Origin of the sequence: Kitasatospora sp. NPDC058406 (genome assembly GCF_042722765.1) — a bacterium.
Classification (GTDB): Bacteria; Actinomycetota; Actinomycetes; order Streptomycetales; family Streptomycetaceae; genus Kitasatospora.
The window spans coordinates 1-24,473 of the sequence record NZ_JBHXKE010000102.1 but is presented as its reverse complement, the minus strand read 5'-3'; the positions used below and the strand labels follow the sequence as shown (position 1 = coordinate 24,473).

At 72.3% G+C, this 24,473-nt stretch carries 22 protein-coding genes; 6 read left to right on the top strand and 16 right to left on the bottom strand.

Features of this window, described 5'->3' with window-relative positions:
• Positions 1–72: 72 nt before the first annotated feature.
• From gap to uvrA, 7 genes are all read right to left on the bottom strand, one after another.
• Positions 73–1,077 carry a type I glyceraldehyde-3-phosphate dehydrogenase gene (gene gap, locus ACFWOG_RS21045; protein WP_329876374.1) on the bottom strand — a complete coding sequence of 335 codons (1,005 nt, stop codon included), beginning with the start codon at positions 1,075–1,077 and terminating at the stop codon, positions 73–75.
• A 306-nt stretch (positions 1,078–1,383) separates the two neighbouring features.
• On the bottom strand, positions 1,384–2,364 hold the full coding sequence (whiA, locus tag ACFWOG_RS21040; RefSeq protein WP_148642545.1) for a DNA-binding protein WhiA: 981 nt from the start codon (positions 2,362–2,364) through the stop codon (positions 1,384–1,386).
• On the bottom strand, positions 2,355–3,485 hold the full coding sequence (yvcK, locus tag ACFWOG_RS21035) for a uridine diphosphate-N-acetylglucosamine-binding protein YvcK (RefSeq protein WP_380360186.1): 1,131 nt from the start codon (positions 3,483–3,485) through the stop codon (positions 2,355–2,357). The genes whiA and yvcK overlap by 10 nt, the downstream gene beginning before the upstream one ends.
• A gap of 64 nt (positions 3,486–3,549) precedes the next feature.
• Positions 3,550–4,491, bottom strand: a complete 942-nt coding sequence (rapZ, locus tag ACFWOG_RS21030; RefSeq protein WP_380360184.1) for an RNase adapter RapZ — start codon at positions 4,489–4,491, stop codon at positions 3,550–3,552.
• Positions 4,492–4,579: 88 nt separating this feature from the next.
• Positions 4,580–6,646 (bottom strand): excinuclease ABC subunit UvrC, encoded by a 2,067-nt coding sequence (uvrC, locus tag ACFWOG_RS21025; protein ID WP_329948629.1) that lies wholly within the window; start codon positions 6,644–6,646, stop codon positions 4,580–4,582.
• 51 nt (positions 6,647–6,697) lie between these two features.
• The gene (locus ACFWOG_RS21020; RefSeq protein WP_329876385.1) at positions 6,698–7,144 is read right to left on the bottom strand and encodes a Rieske (2Fe-2S) protein; all 447 of its coding nucleotides are present in this window, start codon (positions 7,142–7,144) and stop codon (positions 6,698–6,700) included.
• A 154-nt stretch (positions 7,145–7,298) separates the two neighbouring features.
• Positions 7,299–10,205 (bottom strand): excinuclease ABC subunit UvrA, encoded by a 2,907-nt coding sequence (gene uvrA / locus ACFWOG_RS21015; protein ID WP_380360181.1) that lies wholly within the window; start codon positions 10,203–10,205, stop codon positions 7,299–7,301.
• Positions 10,206–10,480: 275 nt separating this feature from the next.
• Here uvrA and ACFWOG_RS21010 point away from each other — a divergent pair, with 275 nt between their 5' ends.
• Together ACFWOG_RS21010 and ACFWOG_RS21005 are read left to right on the top strand one after the other, a co-directional pair.
• On the top strand, positions 10,481–11,287 hold the full coding sequence (locus ACFWOG_RS21010; protein WP_380360179.1) for a maleylpyruvate isomerase family mycothiol-dependent enzyme: 807 nt from the start codon (positions 10,481–10,483) through the stop codon (positions 11,285–11,287).
• 54 nt (positions 11,288–11,341) lie between these two features.
• The gene (locus ACFWOG_RS21005) at positions 11,342–11,995 is read left to right on the top strand and encodes an MBL fold metallo-hydrolase (protein WP_329876392.1); all 654 of its coding nucleotides are present in this window, start codon (positions 11,342–11,344) and stop codon (positions 11,993–11,995) included.
• Positions 11,996–12,127: 132 nt separating this feature from the next.
• Here ACFWOG_RS21005 and ACFWOG_RS21000 read toward each other — a convergent pair whose 3' ends face one another.
• From ACFWOG_RS21000 to zapE, 4 genes are all read right to left on the bottom strand, one after another.
• Positions 12,128–13,102, bottom strand: coding sequence for a TerC family protein (locus ACFWOG_RS21000; protein WP_329948625.1), 975 nt, complete (start codon positions 13,100–13,102; stop codon positions 12,128–12,130).
• A 273-nt stretch (positions 13,103–13,375) separates the two neighbouring features.
• Positions 13,376–13,957 carry a TerD family protein gene (locus ACFWOG_RS20995; protein ID WP_329876396.1) on the bottom strand — a complete coding sequence of 194 codons (582 nt, stop codon included), beginning with the start codon at positions 13,955–13,957 and terminating at the stop codon, positions 13,376–13,378.
• Positions 13,958–14,217: 260 nt separating this feature from the next.
• Positions 14,218–16,314, bottom strand: a complete 2,097-nt coding sequence (gene uvrB / locus ACFWOG_RS20990) for an excinuclease ABC subunit UvrB (RefSeq protein WP_380360176.1) — start codon at positions 16,312–16,314, stop codon at positions 14,218–14,220.
• 115 nt (positions 16,315–16,429) lie between these two features.
• Positions 16,430–17,488, bottom strand: a complete 1,059-nt coding sequence (gene zapE / locus ACFWOG_RS20985) for a cell division protein ZapE (protein WP_380360198.1) — start codon at positions 17,486–17,488, stop codon at positions 16,430–16,432.
• Positions 17,489–17,602: 114 nt separating this feature from the next.
• Between zapE and ACFWOG_RS20980 the strand changes: the two genes are divergently transcribed.
• The 4 genes from ACFWOG_RS20980 (at position 17,603) to msrB (ending at position 20,983) form a co-directional block, all read left to right on the top strand.
• Positions 17,603–18,370: a pyrimidine reductase family protein gene (locus ACFWOG_RS20980; protein ID WP_355399806.1), complete on the top strand. Its 768-nt coding sequence runs from the start codon at positions 17,603–17,605 to the stop codon at positions 18,368–18,370.
• A 144-nt stretch (positions 18,371–18,514) separates the two neighbouring features.
• Complete coding sequence (locus tag ACFWOG_RS20975) at positions 18,515–18,976, top strand: indole-3-glycerol phosphate synthase (protein ID WP_329876402.1); 462 nt, start codon at positions 18,515–18,517, stop codon at positions 18,974–18,976.
• 198 nt (positions 18,977–19,174) lie between these two features.
• A complete protein-coding gene (murC, locus tag ACFWOG_RS20970; RefSeq protein WP_380360196.1) occupies positions 19,175–20,557 on the top strand; it encodes a UDP-N-acetylmuramate--L-alanine ligase in 1,383 nt (460 codons plus the stop codon).
• 21 nt (positions 20,558–20,578) lie between these two features.
• Positions 20,579–20,983 (top strand): peptide-methionine (R)-S-oxide reductase MsrB, encoded by a 405-nt coding sequence (msrB, locus tag ACFWOG_RS20965; RefSeq protein WP_329876404.1) that lies wholly within the window; start codon positions 20,579–20,581, stop codon positions 20,981–20,983.
• Positions 20,984–21,062: 79 nt separating this feature from the next.
• Here the strand turns inward: msrB and ACFWOG_RS20960 are convergent, their stop codons facing one another.
• From ACFWOG_RS20960 to ACFWOG_RS20940, 5 genes are all read right to left on the bottom strand, one after another.
• Positions 21,063–22,280, bottom strand: a complete 1,218-nt coding sequence (locus tag ACFWOG_RS20960; protein WP_380360173.1) for a cytochrome P450 — start codon at positions 22,278–22,280, stop codon at positions 21,063–21,065.
• On the bottom strand, positions 22,277–22,927 hold the full coding sequence (locus tag ACFWOG_RS20955; protein ID WP_380360194.1) for an ATP/GTP-binding protein: 651 nt from the start codon (positions 22,925–22,927) through the stop codon (positions 22,277–22,279). The genes ACFWOG_RS20960 and ACFWOG_RS20955 overlap by 4 nt, the downstream gene beginning before the upstream one ends.
• Before the next feature lie 61 nt (positions 22,928–22,988).
• Positions 22,989–23,351, bottom strand: a complete 363-nt coding sequence (locus tag ACFWOG_RS20950; protein WP_380360171.1) for a DUF742 domain-containing protein — start codon at positions 23,349–23,351, stop codon at positions 22,989–22,991.
• Positions 23,348–23,743 (bottom strand): roadblock/LC7 domain-containing protein, encoded by a 396-nt coding sequence (locus ACFWOG_RS20945; protein ID WP_329876458.1) that lies wholly within the window; start codon positions 23,741–23,743, stop codon positions 23,348–23,350. The genes ACFWOG_RS20950 and ACFWOG_RS20945 overlap by 4 nt, the downstream gene beginning before the upstream one ends.
• A 111-nt stretch (positions 23,744–23,854) precedes the next feature.
• The gene (locus ACFWOG_RS20940) at positions 23,855–24,322 is read right to left on the bottom strand and encodes a hypothetical protein (protein ID WP_380360169.1); all 468 of its coding nucleotides are present in this window, start codon (positions 24,320–24,322) and stop codon (positions 23,855–23,857) included.
• Positions 24,323–24,473: the final 151 nt, after the last annotated feature.

Genomic DNA, 24,473 nt, shown 5'->3' with positions numbered 1-24,473 from the left:
GACGGAGGGCCCGGACGGCGTCGCACATGCCTTCCGGGCCCTCCCCCCTACTTCACATCAGCTCCCGCTGCGTCAGAGCCGGTCACCGACGAGGGTGGTCAGGTTGACGAGGCGGTTCGAGTAGCCCCACTCGTTGTCGTACCAGCCGAAGATCTTGACCTGGTTGCCCTGGACCATGGTCATCAGCGAGTCGAAGATCGTGGAGAACGGCGAGTTCACGATGTCGGAGGAGACGATCGGGTCCTCGGTGTACTGCAGGATGCCCTTGAGGGTGGTCTCCGAGGCCTTCTTGAACGCCTCGTTGACCTCGGCGACGGTGACGTCGCGCTCCAGGGTGACGACCAGGTCGGTGATCGAACCGGTCGGGACCGGAACGCGCAGCGAGGTGCCGTCCAGCTTGCCCTTGAGCTCGGGCAGGACCAGGGCGGTCGCCTTGGCGGCACCCGTCGAGGTCGGGATGATGTTGAGGGCCGCGGCGCGGGCGCGACGCAGGTCCTTGTGCGGGAAGTCCAGGGTGACCTGGTCGTTGGTGTACGCGTGCACCGTGGTCATCAGACCCTTGACGATGCCGAAGTTCTCGTTCAGCACCTTGGCCAGCGGCGCCACACAGTTGGTGGTGCAGGAGGCGTTGGAGATGACCGTGTGCTTCTCGGCGTCGTACTTCTCGTCGTTGACACCGATGACGATGGTGATGTCCTCGTCGGTGGCGGGCGCCGAGATGATGACCTTCTTGGCACCGGCGGTGACGTGCTTCTTGGCCGCCTCGGCCTTGGTGAAGATGCCGGTCGACTCGATGACGATGTCGACGCCCAGCTCGCCCCAGGGGAGGTTGGCCGGGTCACGCTCGGCGATGACCTTGAAGGTCTTGCCGTCGACGGTGATGCTGTCGGCGGTGTGCGAGACCTCGCCCTGGAAGGTGCCCAGGATCGAGTCGTACTTGAGCAGGTGCGCCAGGGTCTTGGTGTCGGTCAGGTCGTTGACACCGACGATCTCGATGTCCGCGCCCTGGGCCTGAACCGCACGGAAGAAGTTGCGGCCGATGCGGCCGAATCCGTTGATGCCTACCCGGATCGTCACGAACCGATCTCCTCGTTAGGTACGCCGGACGCTATGCCGACGGGGTGGAATTTGGGATGTCCCCGACCGCCTATGACCCTACCCCTCCGAGGCCGGGTAGAGCACATCAGCCCGCTTCGCAACCCCTGGCGTGGCGCGCGTTCCACGCACCTTCGGGCCTTCCGTCCTTGCCCTCCGGGGCAGTTGGTCCCGGGCCCGCGGGGCCCTCCGGCACGGGCCGCCGTCCCAGTCCCCGGACACGGCACCGCCGGTGCCCGAGGAACGGACACCGGCGGGGAGATCACCGTCGAGCGCGGTCGTCAAGAGTCAGTTGAGAGCCATCTCGTCCGTCAGGTTCGCCTCGGTGCTCGGCAGGCCGAGCTCGGAGGCACGCTTGTCGGCCATCGCCAGCAGCCGGCGGATCCGGCCGGCCACCGCGTCCTTGGTCAGCGGCGGGTCGGCGAGGGCGCCCAACTCCTCCAGCGAGGCCTGCTTGTGCTGCATCCGCAGCTGGCCGGCGGCGGCCAGGTGCTCCGGCACCTCCTCGCCGAGGATCTCCAGCGCGCGCTGCACCCGGGCGCCGGCCGCGACCGCGGCGCGGGCCGAGCGGCGCAGGTTGGCGTCGTCGAAGTTGGCCAGCCGGTTGGCGGTCGCCCGGACCTCGCGCCGCATCCGGCGCTCCTCCCAGGCCAGCACCGACTCGTGGGCGCCGAGGCGGGTGAGCAGCGCGCCGATGGCGTCGCCGTCACGGATCACCACCCGGTCCACGCCGCGCACCTCGCGGGCCTTGGCCGGGATGCCGAGCCGGCGGGCGGCGCCGACCAGGGCGAGGGCCGCCTCGGAGCCGGGGCAGGTGATCTCCAGCGACGAGGACCGGCCGGGCTCGGTGAGCGAGCCGTGTGCCAGGAAGGCCCCGCGCCAGGCCGCCTCGGCGTCGCAGGTGGCGCCGGAGACCACGGCCGGGGGCAGGCCCCGGATCGGGCGACCGCGGCCGTCCACGAGGCCGGTCTGGCGCGCCAGCAGCTCGCCGTCCTTGACCACCCGGACCACGTACCGGCTGCCGCGCCGCAGGCCGCCGGGGGCCATCACGACCAGGTCCGAGGAGTGTCCGAAGATCTCCAGCAGGTCCTTGCGCAGACGACGCGCGGCAGCGCCGGTGTCCAGCTCCGCCTCGATCACGATACGGCCGCTCACGATGTGCAGCCCGCCCGCGAATCGCAGGATCGCCGACACCTCCGCCTTGCGGCAGCAGGCCCGGGTGACCGGGAGCCGGCTGATTTCGTCCTTCACCGCTGGAGTCATCGCCATGGCCCGATCCTTCCATGTGTCCGGAAAATCCGGTCGTACGCGGCTGCCAAGAGCTCCGGGTCGTGTCGCGGCGTGCCGTCGGTGCGGGCGACCCGGCCGAGCACCAGGGCCGCGCCCATCCGCTCGGCGGCCTTCTCCAGGCCCGCCAGGTCGGCCTGGCCGAAGGCACCGCCGGTGACGGCGCGCTCGTCCACCAGGATCGCATCCACCGCAAGGGCGGGGGCGTGGTCGGCGATGACCTCCAGGTGGCGCTGCGGGGTGAAGCCCTCGGTCTCGCCGGGCTGCGGGGCCAGGTTCAGGGTGAGCAGGCGGCGGGCGCGGGTCTCGACCAGCGCCTTGACCAGGTCGGGCACCAGCAGGTGCGGCAGCACGCTGGTGAACCAGGAGCCGGGGCCGAGCACCACCCAGTCCGCCTCGCGGACGGCGGTGACCGCCTCCGGCACGGCCGGCGGCTCGTCCGGCACCAGCCGGACGGACTGCACGGTGCCCGGGGTCACCGCGACGCTGGCCTGGCCGCGGACGGCGGCGAGCTCGGCCGGGTACGCCGGGTCGTGGCCCCGGACGACCGCCTCGATGTCGAGCGGGACGGCCGACATGGGCAGCACCCGGCCCTGGACGTTGAGCAGCCGGCCCACCCAGTCCAGGGCGGCGACCGGGTCGCCGAGCTTCTCCCACAGCGCGACGATCAGCAGGTTGCCGACGGCGTGGCCGCCCAGCTCCCCGCTGCCGGTGAAGCGCTGCTGGATCACCTCGGACCAGGTGCGGCCCCAGTCGTCGTCGCCGCAGAGCGCGGCCAGCGCCTTGCGGAGGTCGCCCGGCGGCAGCACGCCCAGCTCCTCACGGAGCCGGCCGCTGGAGCCGCCGTCGTCCGCGACGGTGACCACCGCGGTGAGGTCGGTGGTGAGCCGGCGCAGCGCGGAGAGCGAGGCGGACAGGCCCTGACCGCCGCCGAGGGCGGTGATCCGGGGCGCCTGGTTGGTCCGGGGCGCCTGGTGGGGACGGGCCGGGCCGGTGCGGGCCGCCCCGGAGCGGGACCGGCCGGTCACGAAGGACCGGGCCGGGAGCCCACTCCGGTCGGCGGTCTTGTTCTGAAACTGCCGCCCGGGCACGTATCCCGTCACACCTACCTCGCGTTCCTCTTGCCCGCCGCCGGCCTCCGCCGGCGGCCGGCAGGGGGTACGGCGGCTACTCCCGTCCCATGTCCCGGTGGACGAGCACCGTTTCGACGCCGTCCGAGATGAGACGTTTCGTCAGGCGCTCGGACATCGCGACGCTGCGGTGCTTGCCACCGGTGCAGCCTACGGCAAGCGTCATGTAGCGCTTCCCCTCGCGCCGGTACCCCTCGGTGACGATGCGCAGCAGCTCCGCGTAACCGTTGAGGAACTCGTTGGCACCGGGCTGCTGGAAGACGTAGTCGGCGACGTCCCCGTCGGTGCCGGTACGGGCCCGCAGCTCGGGCACCCAGTGCGGGTTGGGCAGGAAGCGGCAGTCCACGACGAGGTCGGCGTCGACCGGCAGGCCGTACTTGAAGCCGAACGACATCACGGTGGCCCGCAGCTCGGGCTCGTCGTGGTCGGCGAACTGGGCGTCGAGCTTGGCGCGCAGCTGGTGGACGTTGAGGTTGGAGGTGTCGATCACCAGGTCGGCCTCGCCGCGCAGCTCGCGCAGCAGGTCGCGCTCCTGGGCGATGCCGTCGACGATCCGGCCGTCGGCCTGGAGCGGGTGCGGGCGGCGCACGCCCTCGAAGCGGCGGACCAGTGCGTCGTCGGACGAGTCCAGGAAGACCACGCGCAGCCGGATGCCGCGCTTCTCCAGTTCGTCCAGGGAGGTCAGCAGGTCGTCGAAGAACTGCCGGCCGCGGACGTCCACGACGGCGCCGATCCGGGCGACGTTGCCCTGGGAGCGGGCTCCGAGGTCGACCATGGTCGGGATGAGGGCCGGCGGCAGGTTGTCCACCACGAACCAGCCCAGGTCCTCCAGGCACTTGGCCGCGGTGGAGCGGCCGGCTCCGGACATGCCGGAGATGATCACCAGCTCCGGGGCGTTCTCTCCGCCGGCCTCCGGCCGCGCGGTGCCCCCGTAATCGGACACGGTCACTTCGGTTCCCCGCTCTCGGTGGTTCTGCATGTGGAGAACGCGCGACGCGCGGGCAAGCTTCCCCGGTCCACTCGGGCGAGTGATCCGGGGCGCGCAGGCTGACGGGCGGCGTCGGCCGTCATGGCGTCTCCTGGATGGGTGCGGTCTCGGGCGCCGCGGGCACCGGATCGTCGGCGCCGTCCTCGATGATCTCGCCCGTGGCCGTGTTCACGGCTGGTGCGGCAGGTGTACGGGACGACAACGCCGCCGCAACTGTCTCCGCCGTCCGCCGGCCGATGCCGGGGACTGCGCAGAGTTCGTCGACGGTGGCCGCCCGGAGCTTCTTCAGCGAGCCGAAGTGCTTGAGCAGCGCCTGACGGCGAGTCTCGCCGAGGCCGGGGACGGAGTCCAGTTCTCCGGCGGTGAGTCGCTTGGAACGCTTGCCGCGCTGGTAGGCGATGGCGAAGCGGTGGGCCTCGTCGCGGACCCGCTGGAGCAGGTAGAGGCCCTCGCTGCTGCGCGGGAGCACGACCGGGTCGTCGTCGCCGGGCAGCCAGACCTCCTCCAGGCGCTTGGCCAGGCCGCAGAGCGCGACGTCGTCGATGCCGAGCTCGTCCAGGGCCCGCCGGGCGGCGGCGACCTGGGGCTGACCGCCGTCGACGACGATCAGCTGCGGGGGGTAGGCGAAGCGGCGCGGGCGGCCCGTCTCGGGGTCGACCGGACCGCCCGGCACCTCGGCGGCGCCGGGCTCGTCGTCCGGGCCCTCCTCGGGGACGGCCCATTCGCCGGTCCGCTCGCGCTCCTGGAGGTAGCGGCGGAACCGCCTGCTGATCACCTCGTGCATCGAGCGGACGTCGTCCTGGCCCTCGAAGCCCTTGATCTGGAAGCGGCGGTACTCGCTCTTGCGGGCCAGGCCGTCCTCGAAGACGACCATCGAGGCGACCACGTCCTCGCCCTGGAGGTGGGAGATGTCGAAGCACTCGATGCGCAGCGGGACGGAGTCCAGCTCCAGGGCGTCGGCGATCTCCTGGAGGGCGCGGCTGCGGGTGGTGAGGTCGGAGGCGCGCTTGGTCTTGTGCAGGGCGAGCGCCTGTTGGGCGTTGCGCTGCACGGTGGCCATCAGGTCCTTCTTGTCGCCGCGCTGCGGCACCCGGAGGTCGACCTGGCTGCCGCGCAGGCCGCTCAGCCAGTCGCGGACCGGGTCGACCGGCTCGGGCAGCGCCGGGACGAGGACCTCGCGGGGGACGGACTCGCTGCGCTCGTCCTCGTCCGTCCCGCCGTAGAGCTGCTGGAGGGCGTGCTCGACCAGGCCGGCGGTGTCGACGTCCTCGACCTTGTCGGTGACCCAGCCGCGCTGGCCGCGGACCCGGCCGCCGCGGACGTGGAAGATCTGGACGGCGGCCTCCAGTTCGTCCTCGGCGACGGCCAGCAGGTCCGCGTCGGTGGCGTCGGCGAGGACGACGGCGTTCTTCTCCATCGCCCGCTTGAGCGCGCCGATGTCGTCGCGCAGCCGGGCCGCCTTCTCGTACTCCATCTCGACCGCGGCCTCCTGCATCTCGCCCTCCAGGCGGCGCAGGTAGTTGCCGGTGCGCCCGGCCATGAAGTCGCAGAAGTCCTCGGCCAGGGCGCGGTGTTCCTCGGGCGAGACCTTGCCGACGCAGGGGGCGGCGCACTTGCCGATGTAGCCGAGCAGGCAGGGGCGGCCGACCTGGCGGGCGCGCTTGAAGACGCCGTTGGAGCAGGTGCGGACGGGGAAGACGCGCAGCAGCAGGTCGACGGTCTCGCGGATCGCCCAGGCGTGGCCGTACGGGCCGAAGTAGCGGACGCCCTTCTTGTGCGAGCCGCGCATGACCTGGACCCGGGGGTACTCCTCGTTGAGGGTGACCGCCAGCTCCGGATAGCTCTTGTCGTCGCGGTACTTGACGTTGAAGCGGGGGTCGAACTCCTTGATCCAGGAGTACTCCAGCTGGAGCGCCTCGACCTCGGTGGCGACCACGGTCCACTCCACCGAGGCGGCGGTGGTGACCATGGTCGCGGTGCGCGGGTGCAGCCCGGCGAGGTCCTGGAAGTAGGAGGAGAGCCGCGGGCGCAGGCTCTTCGCCTTGCCGACGTAGATGACCCGCCCGTGGGCGTCGCGGAACTTGTAGACGCCTGGCGAGACGGGGATCGCGCCCGGCGACGGGCGGTAGGTGGACGGGTCAGCCATGGGTCCACCGTACCGAGTCGGGCCGGGCCTGCGGAGGGGAGATCAACTGCTTCAGCTCGGGGTGACCTTGAGGTTGCCGCCCTCGACGGCCACGGTGTACGCGGGCAGCGGGGTGGGGGCCGGGCCGTCCAGCACGGCGCCGTCGGTGATGCCGAAGAAGCTGCCGTGACAGGGGCACTGGATCTTCTGGTTCTTGACCTGGTCGACGATGCAGCCGGCGTGGGTGCACTTGGCGCTGAACGCCCGGTACTGGCCCTCGGTCGGCTGGGTGACGACGATCTTCTTCTCGCGGTAGACGGTGCCGCCGCCGACGGGCACGGCGGAGGCCGGGCCGACGTCCACCGGGGTCTTGGGGGCGGCGGAGTCGGAGGAGGACGAGGAGCATCCGGAGACGGCCAGGGTGCCGCCGGCGGCGAGGACGGCCGCGGCCCCGCAGAGCAGGGTGCGGCGGGACGTGGCGGGGCTGCCGGAGGGCAGGCGGTCGGGGGCCTCGGGCATGAGGGTGCTCCTGGTCTGGCTGGTGTCGCCGCGGCCACGAGGTGGCCGCGGCGGCCCGGCTGCTGGTCGGGCCGGGCGCAGTCTATGCAACCCTTACCCGGCCGCTCCCCCTGCGTCGGGGGGCGGCCGGGGCGGGTTCGGGTCTCCTGCCCGGCTACTTCCGGGCGGCCGCGGCGCGCTTGCGCGGTGCCTTGGCCTTGACGACCGGGGCGTCGGCGAACTCGCCCGGCAGGATGCCCCGGAGGAACTTGCCGGTGTGGCTCTCCGCGACGGCCGCGATCTGCTCCGGGGTGCCCTCGGCGACCACCGTGCCGCCGCCGGAGCCGCCCTCGGGGCCCATGTCGACGACCCAGTCGGCGGTCTTGATCACATCGAGGTTGTGCTCGATGACGATCACCGTGTTGCCCTTGTCCACCAGCCCGGAGAGCACCTTGATCAGCTTGCTGATGTCCTCGAAGTGCAGACCGGTGGTCGGCTCGTCGAGCACGTAGACCGTCCGGCCGGTGGAGCGCTTCTGGAGCTCGGAGGCGAGCTTGACGCGCTGCGCCTCGCCGCCGGAGAGGGTCGGCGCGGACTGGCCGAGCCGGACGTAGCCGAGGCCGACGTCGTTGAGCGTCCTCAGGTGCCGGGCGATCGCCGGGACGGCCTCGAAGAAGCCGAGCGCCTCCTCGATCGGCATGTCCAGCACCTCGGCGATGGACCGGCCCTTGTAGTGCACCTCCAGCGTCTCCCGGTTGTACCGGGCACCGTGGCAGACCTCGCACGGCACGTAGACGTCCGGCAGGAAGTTCATCTCGATCTTGATGGTGCCGTCGCCGGAGCAGTTCTCGCAGCGGCCGCCCTTGACGTTGAACGAGAACCGGCCGGGCAGGTAGCCGCGGACCTTGGCCTCCTGGGTCTCCGCGAAGAGCCGCCGGACGTGGTCGAAGACGCCGGTGTAGGTGGCCGGGTTGGAGCGCGGGGTGCGACCGATCGGCGACTGGTCGACGTGGACCACCTTGTCGACCAGGTCGGTGCCGGTGATCCGGGTGTGCCGGCCGGGGACCGTGCGGGCGCCGTTCAGCTCCCGGGCGAGGTGGGTGTAGAGGATGTCGTTGACCAGGGTGGACTTGCCGGAGCCGGAGACGCCGGTGATCGCCGTGAAGGTGCCGAGCGGGAAGCCGACCGTGACGTCCTTGAGGTTGTGCTCACGGGCGCCGTGGACGGTCAGCTGGCGCTTCTTGTCCCGGTCGCGGCGGGCCTCCGGGATCGGGATGAAGCGCTTGCCGGAGAGGTACTGCCCGGTCAGCGACTCCTTGTTGGTGAGCAGCTGCTTCAGCGAGCCGGAGTGGACCACCTTGCCGCCGTGCTCGCCGGCGCCGGGGCCGATGTCGACCACCCAGTCGGCCATCTTGATGGTGTCCTCGTCGTGCTCGACGACGATCAGCGTGTTGCCGATGTCGCGGAGCCGCACGAGGGTCTCGATCAGCCGGTGGTTGTCGCGCTGGTGCAGGCCGATGGACGGTTCGTCCAGCACGTAGAGGACGCCGACCAGGCCGGAGCCGATCTGGGTGGCGAGCCGGATCCGCTGGGCCTCGCCGCCGGAGAGGGTGCCCGCCGCGCGGTTGAGCGAGAGGTAGTCCAGGCCGACGTCGACGAGGAAGCGGAGCCGCTCGTTGACCTCCTTGAGCACGCGCTCGGCGATCTGCTTGTCCCGGGCGTTGAGCTTCATCGCGCCGAGGAAGTCGGAGCAGTCGCTGATCGACATCGACGAGACGTCGGCGATCGAGCGGTCCTCGACGGTGACGGCCAGCACCACCGGCTTGAGCCTGGTCCCCTTGCAGGTCGGGCAGGGCACCTCGCGCATGTAGCCCTCGAAGCGCTCGCGGCTGGAGTCGCTCTCCGCCTCGGTGTGCCGTCGCTGGATGAACGGCACCGCGCCCTCGAAGCCGGTGGTGTACGAGCGGTCGCGCCCGTACCGGTTGCGGTAGCGGACCTCGACCTGGTGCTTGTGCCCGTACAGCAGGGCCTTCTTGGCGCGGGCCGGGAGGCCGGCCCAGGGGAGGTCGGTGCGGAAGCCCAGCTCGCCGGCGAGCGCGTCGATCAGGCGCTGGAAGTACTCCTTGGTGTGGCCGCCGGACCACGGGTGGATGGCGCCCTCGTCCAGCGACTTCTCGTCGTCGGGGACGACCAGCTCCGGGTCCACCTCCATCCGGTTGCCGAGGCCGGAGCAGTCCGGGCAGGCGCCGAAGGGCGAGTTGAAGGAGAACGAGCGCGGCTCCAGCTCCTCGAACGACACGTCGTCGTACGGGCAGTAGAGGTGCTCGGAGTACATCCGCTCGCGCTCGGGGTCGTCCTCCGGGAGGTCGACGAAGTCGAGCACGACCATGCCGCCGGAGAGCCGCAGGGCCGTCTCCACCGAGTCGGTCAGGCGCCGCTTGGCGCTCCCCTTGACGGTGAGGCGGTCGATGACCACCTCGACGGTGTGCTTCTCCTGCTTCTTGAGCTTCGGGGGCTCGGCGAGCTGGATCGTCTCGCCGTCCACCCGGGCGCGGGCGTAGCCCTTGGACTGGAGGTCGGCGAAGAGGTCGACGAACTCGCCCTTGCGCTCCCGCACGACCGGGCTGAGCACCTGGAAGCGGGTGCCCTCGGCGAGCGCCAGCACCTTGTCCACGACGGCCTGCGGCGACTGCTTGGCGATCGGCCGGGAGCAGTGCGGGCAGTGCGGCTTGCCGATCCGGGCGAACAGCAGGCGGAGGTAGTCGTAGACCTCGGTGATGGTGCCGACGGTCGAGCGCGGGTTGCGGTTGGTGGACTTCTGGTCGATCGAGACGGCCGGGGAGAGGCCCTCGATGAAGTCGACGTCGGGCTTGTCCATCTGCCCGAGGAACTGGCGGGCGTAGGAGGACAGCGATTCGACGTAGCGGCGCTGCCCCTCGGCGAAGATCGTGTCGAAGGCGAGCGAGGACTTGCCGGACCCGGAGAGGCCCGTGAAGACGATGAGGGAGTCGCGGGGCAGGTCGAGCGAGACGTTCTTGAGATTGTGCTCGCGAGCACCGCGGACGATGAGGCGGTCGGCCACTGCTTCTGGCGCCTTTCTCCGGGGCGGGAGGGCTGGTGGAAGTCGTGTGTACTTCCTCCAGGATGCGCCAGTCAGCCTACTAGCTCACGCGTTCGATTAACGAGCCTGTCCGGCCGGGTCCACCCGAATGAGTGACCGCCACCCTGCCAGCCTTGACGCAGGTCCGGAAAAAGCCCCTGCTCAACGCCGGAGAACGGCGATAGCGTCACCACGTCAACGAGCGGCGGGGCCGGTGGGCAACGCCGTGGAGCAGCCGAACCGGAGGCCACCGACCCATGACCGCCCCCCAGAACCCCGCCGACCTCGCCGCGGCCCGGCTCACCGACGTCGCCGAGGCCACCGGCCGCCTGCTGCGGACCCTCGCCGCGCTGGAGCCCGCGGCCGTCGCCGGCCCCTCGGCCCTGCCGGGCTGGACCAGGGGCCACGTGCTGGCCCACGTCGCCCGCAACGCCGACTCGCTGGTCAACCTGCTCGACGGCGCCCGGACCGGCACCGACGTCCCGCAGTACGCGAGCGACGAGGCCCGCGACCTGGGCATCGAGCAGGGCGCGCCCCGCCCGCTCGACGTCCAGGCCGACGACGTCCGGGACTCCCACGCCGGCTTCGCCGCCGCCGCCGCGCTGCTGCCCGCCGAGGCGTGGGCCGCCTCGGTGCGCCACCGCTCCGGCTACCTCTTCCCGGCCCACGACATCCCGTGGAAGCGGCTGATGGAGCTCGAGTACCACCACGTCGACCTCGCCGCCGGCTACTCCCCCGCGGACTGGCCGGAGCCCTTCGCCACGGCCGAGTTCCGGCGGCTGGCGGCCAGGCTCGCCGGCGCGGACGCCGCCGCGGGCGCCGGGGCCTCCGGGGACCTCCCGACAGCCCTCCCGGCGGCCCTGCTGGTGGCCGGGGACACCGGGGACCGGGCCCGGATCGGCTCCGCCGACGGGGAGGCCCGGCTCAGCGTCGAGGGCCCCGTCCGGACCCTCACCGCCTGGCTCTCCGGCCGCTCGGACGGCGACGGCCTGCTGGTCCGCGAGGACGGCGTCCCGCTCGCCGACGGCCGGGCCGCCCTGCCCCCGCTCCCCCCACTGGGCTGACGGCCCGCTCGGCGCGAGGATGATCCCAGAACCCCCATGACGAGGAGCGGACGGATGACGTACCACGGAGCGGTCAAGGTCGGCGGACCGCCGGACGTGCGCGACCTGGCCCACCTGATCATCACCAAGGTGGCGGTCGGCCCCTACGACAACAACGCCTACCTGCTGCGCTGCCGCGACACCGACGAGCAGCTGCTGATCGACGCGGCGGCGGACGCGCCGGCGCTGCTGGAGACCGTCGGCGAGAACCTGGCCACCGTGGTCACCACGCACCGGCACCACGACCACTGGGGCGCGCTGGCCGAGGTGGTCGCCGCCACCGGCGCCCGCACCGCCGCCGGACGGATCGACGCCGAGGCCGTCGAGGTGCCGACCGACCTGCCGCTGGACGACGGCGACACCCTGCGGGTGGGCCACTGCGAGCTGACCGTGCGGCACCTGGTCGGCCACACCCCCGGGGCGATCGTGCTGGTCTACGACGACCCGCAGGGCCACCCGCACGTGTTCACCGGGGACTGCCTCTTCCCGGGCGGGGTGGGGAACACCTGGGGCGACCCGGAGGCCTTCCGGAGCCTGTTCCGGGACGTCAACGAGAAGCTCTTCGACGTCCTGCCGGACGAGGCCTGGGTCTACCCCGGTCACGGCAACGACACCACCCTGGGCGCCGAGCGCCCCAACCTGGCCGCCTGGCGCGAGCGCGGCTGGTAGGCGCGACGGGCCCCCGCGGGCCCGTGAGGACCCCACGGAGGCCCGTGCGGGGGCCCGTGCGGGGCTGACACGACGACGGCGGGCCCGCGACCACTGCTCGGTCGCGGGCCCGCCGGGCCGGGGGGGCGGGGCTCAGGCGTCGATCTTCTCCGCCTCGGCCCGCTCGGCCTTCTTCGAGGCCATCAGGCTGGTCACGGTGGTGACGGCGAGCACCACCACGATGAAGCCCAGCGAGAGCGGGATGCCGATCTCCGGCACGTTCGCGCCCTGCTCGTGCGCCGCGTGCAGCACCAGCTTCACGCCGATGAAGCCGAGGATCACCGACAGGCCGTACGAGAGGTGGACCAGCTTCTTCAGCAGCCCGCCGATCAGGAAGTACAGCTGCCGCAGACCCATCAGGGCGAAGGCGTTGGCGGTGAAGACGATGTACGGGTCCTGGGTCAGACCGAAGATCGCCGGGATCGAGTCCAGCGCGAACAGGACGTCGGTGGTGCCGATCGCCAGCATGACGATCAGCATCGGGGTCATCAGCCGGCGGCCGTTCTCCCGGATGAAGAGCTTGGTGCCGTGGTACTTGTCGGTCGACGGGAAGCGCTGCTCGATCGACTTGAGCAGGCGGTTCTCCTCGAACTCCTCGTCCTCCTCGTCGGACCGGGCCTCCTTGATCAGCTTCCACGCCGTCCAGATCAGGAAGGCGCCGAAGATGAAGAACACCCAGGAGAACTGCGCGACCAGGGCCGCGCCACCGGCGATGAAGACCGCCCGGAGCACCAGCGCAATGATCACACCGAACATCAGCACGCGCTGCTGGTAGATCCGGGGCACCGCGAACTTGCCCATGATCAGGATGAACACGAACAGGTTGTCGACACTGAGCGACTTCTCGGTGATGTACCCGGCGAAGAACTCACCGGCCGGCTGGGCGCCGGAGTGCCACCAGAGGAATCCACCGAAGAGTGCCGCGAGCACGACCCAGACCGTGGTCCAGATGCCGGCTTCCTTGATCGACACCTCGTGCGGCTTGCGACCGCCGATGAAGAAGTCGGCCACGATCAGTGCCAGAAGCACCACGATCGTGCCGACCCACAAACTTACGGAAACGTCCACTACTGCTCCTCCGGCAGGTAGGCGAGACAGTCATCGTCACTGCCGGAGGTCTCTTCCGCCCGTCGGACGCGCTGCTGCGCGCCCGCGGACCAGCGCCCCGGGACGCCGCTGGGGACGCCCGTGATGACGGGGCAACTGCGGGGGAATACTCCCCTCCGCTGCCAACCAGGGTAACAGCAGTCCCAAGGAAAGGTAAAGAAGGTAAAGGACCCCGGGGACCGGGCCGCTCCCGGGCCGCTCCGGGCCCACGCCGGGGCCGCTCGGGGCCCGCCGCTACAGGTACGGCTCGATGGCCGGAAGCAGGTCCTGGAAGGTCCGGCCGCGGGCCGGAGCGCCGATCGCCTGCATCCCCCAGCCGCCGTCCTCCTCGCGGAACACCTTCGCCATGACCTGCCCGGTGTGCGGACCGCCGCCGGTCAGCTCGTACCGGGCCAGCTCCAGCCCGGTCGACTCGTCCACCAGCCGGCAGTGCGCGTTCTGGACCTCGGCGAAGGTCTGCCCGGTGTACGAGCTCACCGTGAACACCACCTGGGTGATGTGCGGCGGCACGTGCGCCAGGTCGACCAGGATCGCCTCGTCGTCCTCCCCCGCGCCGGCTCCGCCGACCAGGTTGTCCCCGGTGTGCCTGACCGAGCCGTCGGCGCTCTCCAGGTGCTGGAAGAACACCACGTCCGACGGGGTCCGCTCGGCGTACAGCAGGGCCGAGGCGTCCAGGTCGATCTGCCTGGTCCGGCTGCCGAAGAGACCGCGCCGGGGCGCAGCCTTCCAACCGAGGCCCATCCGGACGACGGTCAGCGTCTCGCCCGAACCCTTCTGGAGGCTGACCCGCTGCCCCTTGGCAAGTGTCACCGACACGGCGATGTGTCCTCTCTGCCCAGCCCCGCGGTCGATCCCCGCGCAGGCTCCACGGTGGAACACCCCGTTGCCGTCCCCCGGCTGAGGCCCCCTGTTTCGGCCGCCCCCTCGCGTGGCGGCACCGCAGGCCAGCCTAGGCCCTGCGGCAGAACGCTTCGATCGCCGTGTACCCCTTCGTGGCGGGGCTAGACACCGCCGGGCACGACCGGGAACGGAACCGGCCACGCCCGGCGGGGCGTCGAGGAGCCTGCGCGGGGCCGCTACGCGATGCCGGCCTCCCGCATCTGCCGCAGCTCCTTCTTCAGTTCCTTCACCTCGTCGCGCAGCCGGGCCGCGACCTCGAACTGGAGGTCCGTCGCGGCGGCGTGCATCCGCTCGGTCATCGACTGGATCAGGTCGGCCAGCTCGGCCGCCGGCAAGGACTTGGCCGGCTGGCGGGTGGCGCCCAGCGCCGGCACCGGGGCCTTGGCGCCCTTGGCGCCGGCACCGCGGTAGCCGGTCGAGAGTAGCTGGTCGGTGTCGACCTCCTCACGGGTGAGGGTGTCCAGGATGTCGCCGATCTTCTTCCGCAGCGGCTGCGGGTCGATTCCGTGCTTCTTGTTGTATGCCTGCTGGACCTCGCGGCGGCGGTTGGTCTCGTCGATGGCCTTCTCCATCGCCGGGGTGATCCGGTCCGCGTACATGTGGACCTGGCCGGAGACGTTGCGGGCGGCGCGGCCGATGGTCTGGATCAGCGAGGTGCCGGACCGCAGGAAGCCCTCCTTGTCGGCGTCCAGGATCGCCACCAGGGAGACCTCGGGGAGGTCCAGGCCCTCACGGAGCAGGTTGATGCCGACCAGCACGTCGTACTCGCCGGCCCGCAGCTCGCGCAGCAGCTCGACCCGGCGCAGCGTGTCGATGTCGCTGTGCAGGTACCGGACCCGGATGTCCAGGCCGAGCATGTAGTCGGTGAGGTCCTCGGACATCTTCTTGGTGAGGGTGGTGACCAGGACGCGCTCGTCCTTCTCCACCCGCTTGCGGACCTCGTGCACCAGGTCGTCGATCTGGCCCTCGGTGGGCTTGACGATCACCTCGGGGTCGATCAGGCCGGTCGGGCGGATGATCTGCTCGACCTGACCGTCGCCGCGGGACAGCTCGTACTGGCCGGGGGTCGCCGAGAGGTAGACGGTCTGGCCGATCCTCTTCTGGAACTCCTCCCACTTCAGCGGGCGGTTGTCCATCGCCGACGGGAGCCGGAACCCGTGCTCGACCAGCGTGCGCTTGCGCGAGGCGTCGCCCTCGTACATCGCGCCGATCTGCGGGACGGTGACGTGCGACTCGTCGATGACCAGGAGGAAGTCGTCCGGGAAGTAGTCGAGCAGGGTGTTCGGCGGGGAGCCGGGCTCACGGCCGTCGAAGTGCATCGAGTAGTTCTCGACGCCGGAGCAGGTGCCGATCTGGCGGAGCATCTCCAGGTCGTACGTGGTGCGCATCCGCAGCCGCTGGGCCTCCAGCAGCTTGCCCTGCTTCTCCATCCGCGCGAGGGCCCCCTCCAGCTCCTTCTCGATGTCGCCGACCGCGCGCTCCATCCGCTCCGGGCCGGCGACGTAGTGCGAGGCCGGGAAGACGTGGACGGAGTCGTCCTGGCTGATGATCTCGCCGGTGAGCGGGTGCAGGGTGTACAGCGCCTCGATCTCGTCGCCGAACATCTCGATCCGGAGGGCGAGCTCCTCGTAGACCGGGAAGATCTCGATGGTGTCGCCGCGGACCCGGAAGGTGCCGCGGGTGAAGGCGAGGTCGTTGCGGGTGTACTGGATGTCGACGAAGCGGCGGAGCAGGACGTCGCGGTCGATCTCCTCGCCGACCTTGAGCCTCACCATCCGGTCCACGTACTCCTGCGGGGTGCCGAGGCCGTAGATGCAGGAGACCGAGGCGACCACGACGACGTCCCTGCGGGTGAGCAGCGAGTTGGTGGCGGAGTGGCGCAGCCGCTCGACCTCCTCGTTGATCGAGGAGTCCTTCTCGATGTAGGTGTCCGTCTGCGGGACGTACGCCTCGGGCTGGTAGTAGTCGTAGTACGAGACGAAGTACTCGACCGCGTTGTTCGGCAGCAGCTCGCGGAACTCGTTCGCGAGCTGGGCGGCCAGGGTCTTGTTCGGCGCCATCACCAGGGTGGGACGCTGGAGCTTCTCGATCATCCAGGCCGTGGTGGCCGACTTGCCGGTACCGGTGGCGCCGAGCAGGACGACGTCCTTCTCCCCGGCCCGGACCCGGCGCTCCAGCTCGGCGATGGCCGCGGGCTGGTCGCCGTTGGGCTGGTAGGGACTGACGACCTCGAAGGGCGTCTCTGACCGCTCAATACTCGTGATGGGTCGCACGTGTCCACCGTACGACCCGCCACCGACATTGCGGCCCCGGCCGGGAAACCCGCGGGGAGGCAGGGGAGGCCGGGAAGGCCCGGGCAGGGCCCGGAGCCCGTCCGTCGGACGAGCCCTAGCGGGCGCTGTCGCGGGCGAGCGCGACCAGGCGGGAGACGGCCCGCAGGTACTTCTTGCGGTAGCCGCCGCGCAGCATCTCCTCCGGGAAGACCCGGTCGAAGGGGATCCCGGAGGCCGTGACCGGCAGCTCGCGGTCGTACATCCGGTCGGCGAGGACGACCAGGCGCAGCGCGGTGGACTGGTCGTCGACCTGTCGCACGCCGCGCAGGCAGACCGCCGTCACGTCGTCCAGCAGGGCGCCGTAGCGGCTGGGGTGGACGGCCGAGAGGTGGCCGAGCAGGGCGTCGAAGTCGTCCAGCGAGGCGCCCGGGGTGCGGGCCGCGGCGGCGTCCACCTGGGCGTCGGAGTACGGCGGCGGGGCGTCCGGCAGGCCGCGGTGGCGGTAGTCCTGGCCGTCGATCCGCATCGGGCGGAAGTGCGCGGACAGGCCCTGGATCTCGCGGAGGAAGTCGGCGGCGGCGAACCGGCCCTCGCCGAGCTTCTCGGGCAGGGTGTTGGAGGTGGCGCAGAGCTTGACGCCGTTGTCGACCAGCCGGCCGAGCAGGGTGGAGACCAGCACGGTGTCGCCGGGGTCGTCCAGTTCGAACTCGTCGATGCAGAGCAGCGTGTGGCCGGAGAGGGTGGTCACGGCCTGCTGGAAGCCGAGCGCGCCGACCAGGTTGGTCAGCTCGACGAAGGTGCCGAAGGCCTTGGGGCCCGGCGCGGCGTGCCAGAGCGAGGCGAGCAGGTGGGTCTTGCCGACGCCGTAGCCGCCGTCCAGGTAGACGCCGGCCGGACCGGTGGGCACGGGGGCACTGCGGCGGAACCAGCTGCGCTTCGGGGCGGAGCCCTTCCCGGCGGCGAGCGTGCCGGCGAACTGCTCCAGGACCTGGACGGCCTCGTACTGGCTGGGCTGCGTCGGGTCCGGGAGGTACGTCCCGAAGCTCACGTCGGAGAAACGCGGCGGTGGCACCATCTCGGCGACCAGCCGCTCGGCGGGGACGACGGGGCGCCGGTCGGTGAGCGCGACCGGTCCGGCGGGGCCGGTGGTGGCTATCAGCTCGGGGTCGATCACGGCGTCGATCACGGAGTCGGGGTGTGAGGCTGCTGGCACGGTAGTACAGGGTACGCCCGACCGCACACGCGGCGGGCCCCGGCCGCCGGCGCGCGCCGGTGGAAGACTGGCGGCATGCATCAGTTGATCAGCCCGCCGGGCGGGCAGTTCGCCGATCCGGCCTCGCTGGAGTCGCTCGCCGCCGTCTACGCGTACCCCGACCAGGTGAATCACGGCCGCCCGTGGCTGCGCGCCAACATGGTGGCCGGCCTGGACGGCGGGGCCCGGCTGGACGGGCTCTCCGAGGGGCTCTCGGGTTCGGCGGACAAGCGGATCTTCGGTGTGCTGCGGGCGCTGTCGGACGTGGTGCTGGTGGGCGCCGAGACGGTCCGTGCCGAGGGGTACCGGCCGGCCCGCGCCCGGGCCGAGTTCGCCGGGGCGCGGCAGGCGGCCGGGCAGGCCCCGGCGCCGGCGATCGCGGTCGTCACCCGCTCGCTGGGCCTGGACCTGGCGGCGCCGCTGTTCACCGAGCCGCTGGTGCGGACGGTGGTGATCACCACCGAGGACGCACCCGGGGAGAGCCGCGCGGCGGTGGCCGAGGTGGCGGACGTGATCGTCGCGGGCCGGGGCTCGGTGGACCTGCGGGCGGCGGTCGCGGCCCTGGCCGACCGGGGCTGGACGCGGATGCTGACCGAGGGCGGACCGCGGCTGCTGGGACAGCTGGCCGCCGCCGGCCTGCTCGACGAGCTGTGCCTGTCGCTGGCACCGCTGATCACGGCCGGCGACGCGCCGCGGATCATCCACGATGCGGAAATGCCGGACGTGCAGCGGATGCGACTGGTCTCATTGATCGAGCAGAAAGGATTCCTCTTCACCCGTTACCTGCGTCCGCCGACCCCGTGACCCCCGGAAAGTGATCCCGCTCCCACTTGGGACGTTCCCTCCGCGTGGCCCGTCTGTCGGGTGAGCAAGGTGCGGAAAGCTTCCGCCGGGGCAGTATGGGATCCGATGCCGGAGCCCGGGGGCCGGCGACTGGAAGGGACTCACGTGTTCAAGACGGTACTGATGATCGAAAAGGCACTCTCCGACGCCGACGTGGAGCTGGTCACCACGCTCCACAGCGACGAGACGGTGTCCTTCGTCGTCCTGATGCAACCGCGCGGCAAGCAGGACGAGCTGCTGCGGGCGCTGGACGACGTCGCCCTCGGCCACCTCGACAAGGTGGTCCACGAGCACGACGAGTCCGAGAGCGAGCCGACGGTGGCCACCGAGTCGCTGGAGCACAGCCTGCGCCACCTGCGGCAGGCCGGAGCCGAGGCGGTCGGCGAGCTGGTCGAGGAGAAGCCCCTCGACCGGCTCCGCACCGTGGTCGAGGAGCACCGGGCCGACGAGGTGGTGGTGCTCACCTCGCCGCACTTCGTGGAGGAGTTCTTCCACCGCGACTGGGCCTCCCAGGCCCGGCACAAGGTGGGCGTTCCGGTGCTGCGGCTGTTCGCCAGCGACTCCTGACGCCCTCCTCGCCCGCTCTCGGGCACAGGGGCCGGGGCCTCCGGTGGTGCAGAATCGTCCTTGCGGTCCGGTCCGCGAGGACGATTCGCCCTTGCCGCCCGCCCTCCACCACACCCGTCCCTCCCTCCGCGCCCGCCGTCGGGCAGGAGGGGCCCACAGCCCGTACGGAGTCCCGTTTTGAACGACGCCGCGCACGACCTGCACGCCCCGCACTTCATCGGTATCGGCGGCGCCGGGATGTCCGGCCTGGCGAAGATCCTCGCGGTGCGCGGTGCCAGCGTCTCCGGCAGCGACTCCAAGGAGTCCGAGACCGTCCTCGCCCTGCGCGCCCTGGGTGCCGGCGTGCACATCGGCCACGCCGCCGAGCACGTCCCGGACGGTGCCAGCAGCATCGTGGTCTCCAGCGCGATCCGCGCCGACAACCCGGAGCTGGCCGCCGCCCGCGAGCGCGGGATCCCGGTGGTGCACCGCTCGGACGCGCTGGCCGCGCTGATGGGCGGCCGCCGGGCGCTGGCCGTCGCCGGCACCCACGGCAAGACGACCACCACCAGCATGCTCGCCGTCGCGCTCGGTGAGCTGGGCCTCGACCCGTCCTACGCGATCGGCGGGGACCTCGACGTGCCCGGCTCCAACGCCCGGCACGGCGACGGCGAGATCTTCGTCGCCGAGGCCGACGAGAGCGACCGCAGCTTCCACAAGTACGCGCCCGAGGTGGCGATCGTGCTCAACGTGGAGCTGGACCACCACGCCAACTACGCCTCGATCGACGAGATCTACGAGTCCTTCGAGACCTTCGTCGGCCGGATCTCCCCCGGCGGCACCCTGGTCGTCTCCGCCGACCACGACGGCGCCCGCGAGCTGACCGCCCGGGTGGCCGGCCGCGAGGGCTTGCGGGTGGTCACCGTCGGCGCCGCCGAGGACGCCGACCTCCGTGTCCTGTCGGTGGTCGCGCACGGCATGGCCAGCGAGGTCACCGTCCTGCTCGACGGCGCCGAGCTCACCTTCACCGTCTCGGTGCCCGGTCGGCACTACGCCCACAACGCGGTCGCCGCGCTGGCCGCCGGCGTCGCGCTCGGCGTCCCGGCCGCCGACCTGGCCAAGGCCATCGCCGCCTACACCGGCGTGCGCCGCCGCCTCCAGCTCAAGGGCGAGGCGGGCGGCGTCCAGGTGATCGACTCCTACGCGCACCACCCGACCGAGATGACCGCCGACCTGGAGGCGATCCGGGAGGCCGCCGACGGCCGCGTCCTGGTGGTCTTCCAGCCGCACCTGTTCAGCCGCACCCAGCAGCTCGCCGAGGAGATGGGCGCCGCCCTGGCCCTGGCCGACTCCTCCGTCGTGCTCGACATCTACCCGGCCCGCGAGGACCCGATCCCGGGCGTCACCAGCGAGCTGATCATCGACGCGGCCCGGACCGCGGGCGCCGAGGTCACCGCCGAGCACGACTTCGCCGCCGCCCCCGCCCTGCTGGCCGGCCTGGCCCGCCCGGGCGACCTGCTGCTCACCATGGGTGCGGGCGACGTCACCAACCTCGGCCCGGAAATCCTGAAGCACCTCGCGAACGTTGCCACCAACGTCTGAGTCCCCCGACCTGGAGCCGTCATGAGCTACGAGATCGAGAAGACCGACGCCGAGTGGCGCGCCGAGCTCTCGCCGGAGGAGTACCACGTCCTCCGGGAGGCCGGCACCGAGCGCCCGTTCACCGGCGAGTACACCGACACCAAGACGGTCGGCGTCTACGGCTGCCGGGCCTGCGGCGCCGAGCTGTTCAGCTCGGAGACCAAGTTCGACAGCCACTGCGGCTGGCCGTCCTACTACGCGCCGCTCGCCGGTGACCGCGTCCAGTACATCGAGGACAGCACGCTCGGCATGCGCCGGGTCGAGGTCCGCTGCGCCCGCTGCGGCGGACACCTCGGACACGTCTTCGAGGGCGAGGGCTACGGCACGCCGACCGACCAGCGGTACTGCATCAACAGCGTCTCGCTCACGCTGAAGCCGGCGGAGTAGCCGGACCGGCGGCCGTTTCGGCGGCCGTCGGACAGCGTACGGCGGGCCCGGGAACCGGTTCGGTTCCCGGGCCCGTTCGCTATCCGGCGACCGGGGCGAAGCGGACCGGGAGCTCCACCAGGGCCCGGTGGAACGGGCCCGGGCGCCAGCGGAGACCGGCGGCCGGGGTGGCGAGCTCCAGCTCGCTGAGGCGGCTGGTGAGCTGCTCGATCGCGGTGATGGCGATCAGCAGCGCCGGGTCCCGGGCCGGGCAGGCGTGCGGACCGGCCGCCCACGCCAGGTGCGCGGACTCGCCGCTGCCCAGCTCGCCGCCGCCGGTGGGCGGGGCGGCCTGGGAGTTGGCGGCCGCGTAGGAGACCAGGACGAGGGAGCCGGCCGCGATCTCCCGGCCGTGGAAGGTCACGTCGTAGCGCGGGTAGTGCGCGGAGAGGTTGGCCAGCGGCGGCTCGTGCCAGAGCACCTCGTCGATCGCCTGGAACGCCGTCATCGCGCCGCCGAACAGCGAACCGGCGTAGCGGGCGTCGGTGAGGAGGCGGAGCAGGGCGTTGCCGATCAGATTGGTGGTCGGCTCGTTGCCGGCGATCATGGTCAGCGTGATCTGCCGGACCACCTCCTCGTTGTCCAGCCCCGCCGGGTGGGTGAGGAACCACGAGGTCAGGTCGTGCCGGGGCCGTTCGCGCCGCTCGGCGACCATCGCGGTGACCACCGCGACGACGTCGCCGTACGCGGCCACCGCCTTCTCGGTCGACTCGATCATGCCGACGATCCCGGCCACCAGACGGTCGGCGTGCTCCTCCGGCACCCCGAACCAGGTGGTGACGGCGTGGACCGGCAGGCGGCGCGCGTAGTCGGCGATCAGATCGGCGGAACCGGTGGCCTCGAAGGTGCCGATCAGCCGGTGGGCGACCTCGGCCACCCGGCGCTGGAGCAGGTGCGGTTCCAGCAGGGCCAGGCCGTCGGTGATCACCTGGCGGTAGCGGGCGTGGGTCGCGCCGTCGCTGAAGAGGGCGGTCGGGCGGTAGCCGAGCACCGGCAGCAGCGGGGAGTCCGGCGGGACGGTCCGCTGCCAGGCCCGGGAGTCCTTGGAGAAGGTGTCGGAGTCGCGCAGCAGGTCGAGGGCTGCCTGGTAGTCGGTGACCAGCAGGGCCTCGACGCCGGGCGCGATCTCCACCGGGGCGACCGGGCCGTGGCGGCGCAGCTGCTCGTAGACGGCCTGCGGGTCGGCGGCGAAGGCCGGACCGTGGAGGGGGACCGCCCGGGGGGCCGGGTCGCCGGGTACGTCGTCGGGGCTGGTCACGGCTGCTCCGGGGCGGGATCGGGCACGGCGGGATCGGAACCGGCGGGGTCGGGACCGGCAGGGTCGGGACCGGCGGGGTCGGACGCGTCAGGATCGGAACCGGCGGGGTCGTGACCGGCGGGCAGGCCGTGCAGGACGTGTTCGGTGAGCGCGATCAGGGCGTCCAGACCGGAGTCGCGCTCGCGGGCGTCACAGAGCACCAACGGGGTGCTCGCGTGCAGGTCCAGGTGGGCCCGGAGCACGTCGGGCGGGTGGACGGGCGCGTCGGGGAAGCAGTTGACGGCGACCGCGTACGGCAGGCCCTGCTCCTCGACCATGTCCATGATCTCGAAGGAGTCGGCCAGCCGGCGGGTGTCGGCCAGCACCAGGGCGCCCACCGCGCCGCGGGCGATGTCCTGCCAGAGCGGGAAGAACCGGCGCTGGCCCGGGGTGCCGAACATGTACAGCACCACCTGGCCGGGCAGGGTGAGCCGGCCGAAGTCGACCGCGACGGTGGTGGTGGACTTGCCGGTCAGACCGGCCACGTCGTCCACCGGGGCTCCGGTCTCGGTCATCGCCTCCTCGGTGTGCAGGGTCGGGATCTCCGAGAGCGTGCGGATCAGCGTCGTCTTGCCGACCCCGAACGGGCCGGCCACCACCAGCTTCATCAGCGTCTGGTCCCGGTCGGGCAGGTAGCCCACCCGGTCCGGCCCGCCCGGCGCGGCCGGGTTACCGGAGAGTGCGGAGTCCAACGAGGAGCCTCTCGACGATGGAGCGGTCGGTCTGCTGGGCGCGGGGGATCGGCGCGCGGGCGCGCAGGCAGCCCGCCTCGACCAGGTCGGCCGCGAGGAAGACGGTGGCGCTGACCGGGAGCCGCAGATGGGCCGCGGCCTCCACGACGGTGAGCGCGCCGGGGCGGAGCAGGTCCCAGAGCCGACCGTGCTCGGCCCCCAACTCCGCCAGCTCCGGCGGGGGTTCGGTGCCGGAGGCGCTCAGGGCGGTGAGCCGGTCGAAACCGGCCGTGCCGGGCCGGGACCGGCCGCCGGTGGCCAGGTAGGCGGGGACCATCCGCCTGCGGGGGACGGCGGTCATGACCGGGCGGGCGCGTCCTGCCGCCTGGCCGGGCTCGCCAGCGCGCGGCCCAGGGCGGCGACCTGCACCTGCATCTGGTAGGCCACGTTGCCGAGCTGGGCCTCGGGCGTGGTGAAGACGGCGAGCGAGGTGTTCTCCCCGGCCGGGACGACGACGGCGAAGCCCAGTTCGGACTCGACCACGGTCTGGGCCAGCCGGGGCTGCTCGACGTCGGTGAAGGCGGTGGTGAACGCGCGGGCGGCGGCGTGCACGGTGGCGGTCATCGCGGCGACCCGCTCGGCGGAGGCGCGGCCGAGGCCCGCCGACGCGGCCTCGACGAGGCCGTCACCGGTGGCGACGACCGCGTGCAGGACGCCCGGCAGCTCCAGCAGCGGGGTCAGCACCCACGAGATCTCGTCGGTGCCGGCCGCGGCCGCACCGGGGGCGGTGCCTGCGGTGGTGGTCCCTGCGGCGGTGGGGCTGGGCGTGCTGCTCACGGCTCGACTCCTTCGGGGGCTGGGGATCTAGCGGCCGGACGCGCCCGCGGGTCCGGCGCCGGTGTGGTCGGCGTCGGGGCGGGGCGGGGCCGCCCGGTCGGCGCCGGCGGGGCCGGTCGCCGCGGGGGACGGACGGTGGTCGGTGGTGGCGTCACCGGTGGCGGCGGGCTCGTCGGCGACGGTGGCCGCGGCAGTACCGCCGTCACCGCCGCCCGGGTCACCGCCGTCACGCTCGGCCCTGGCGTCGGCGGCCGTCACGGCGGCGAGGGCCACGGCGGCCCGGCCGGAGCCGGTGCCGTGCTGGAGGGCCTGCCAGCGCTCGGCGGCCTGTTCGGGCGTGCGGGCCGGCGGACCGGCCGGCTGCCGCTCCCCCGCAGCCGTCGGCTCCCCGGGCTCGCCCGGTGCCGCCGGCTGCGGCCTCGCGGCCAGCGGCTGGCGCCGGCGACGGCTGGGCAGCCCGCTGCCGTCGTCCGCGACGAGGTGCACCGCGGGCACGACGTGGATGGCCGGCGGCGCGGGCCGCTCCGAAGCGTACGGGCCATCCGGCCCGGCCGCACACGGACCGCCAGCCGCACCCGTTCGGGACACCGGACGGCCGGTTTAAAGCGGAGGGAACCCCAGCACAGTATGCCGCGGGGCGGGCCCG

Coding starts and splice junctions, on each gene's coding strand:
- ACFWOG_RS21010 (WP_380360179.1), top strand. CDS start 10,481: ATGACCGCCCCCCAGAACCCCGCCGACCTCGCCGCGGCCCGGCTCACC.
- whiA (WP_148642545.1), bottom strand. CDS start 2,364: ATGGCGATGACTCCAGCGGTGAAGGACGAAATCAGCCGGCTCCCGGTC.
- rapZ (WP_380360184.1), bottom strand. CDS start 4,491: ATGCAGAACCACCGAGAGCGGGGAACCGAAGTGACCGTGTCCGATTAC.
- msrB (WP_329876404.1), top strand. CDS start 20,579: ATGAGCTACGAGATCGAGAAGACCGACGCCGAGTGGCGCGCCGAGCTC.
- ACFWOG_RS21005 (WP_329876392.1), top strand. CDS start 11,342: ATGACGTACCACGGAGCGGTCAAGGTCGGCGGACCGCCGGACGTGCGC.
- ACFWOG_RS20950 (WP_380360171.1), bottom strand. CDS start 23,351: ATGACCGCCGTCCCCCGCAGGCGGATGGTCCCCGCCTACCTGGCCACC.
- uvrC (WP_329948629.1), bottom strand. CDS start 6,646: ATGGCTGACCCGTCCACCTACCGCCCGTCGCCGGGCGCGATCCCCGTC.
- ACFWOG_RS20980 (WP_355399806.1), top strand. CDS start 17,603: ATGCATCAGTTGATCAGCCCGCCGGGCGGGCAGTTCGCCGATCCGGCC.
- ACFWOG_RS20955 (WP_380360194.1), bottom strand. CDS start 22,927: ATGAAGCTGGTGGTGGCCGGCCCGTTCGGGGTCGGCAAGACGACGCTG.
- ACFWOG_RS21020 (WP_329876385.1), bottom strand. CDS start 7,144: ATGCCCGAGGCCCCCGACCGCCTGCCCTCCGGCAGCCCCGCCACGTCC.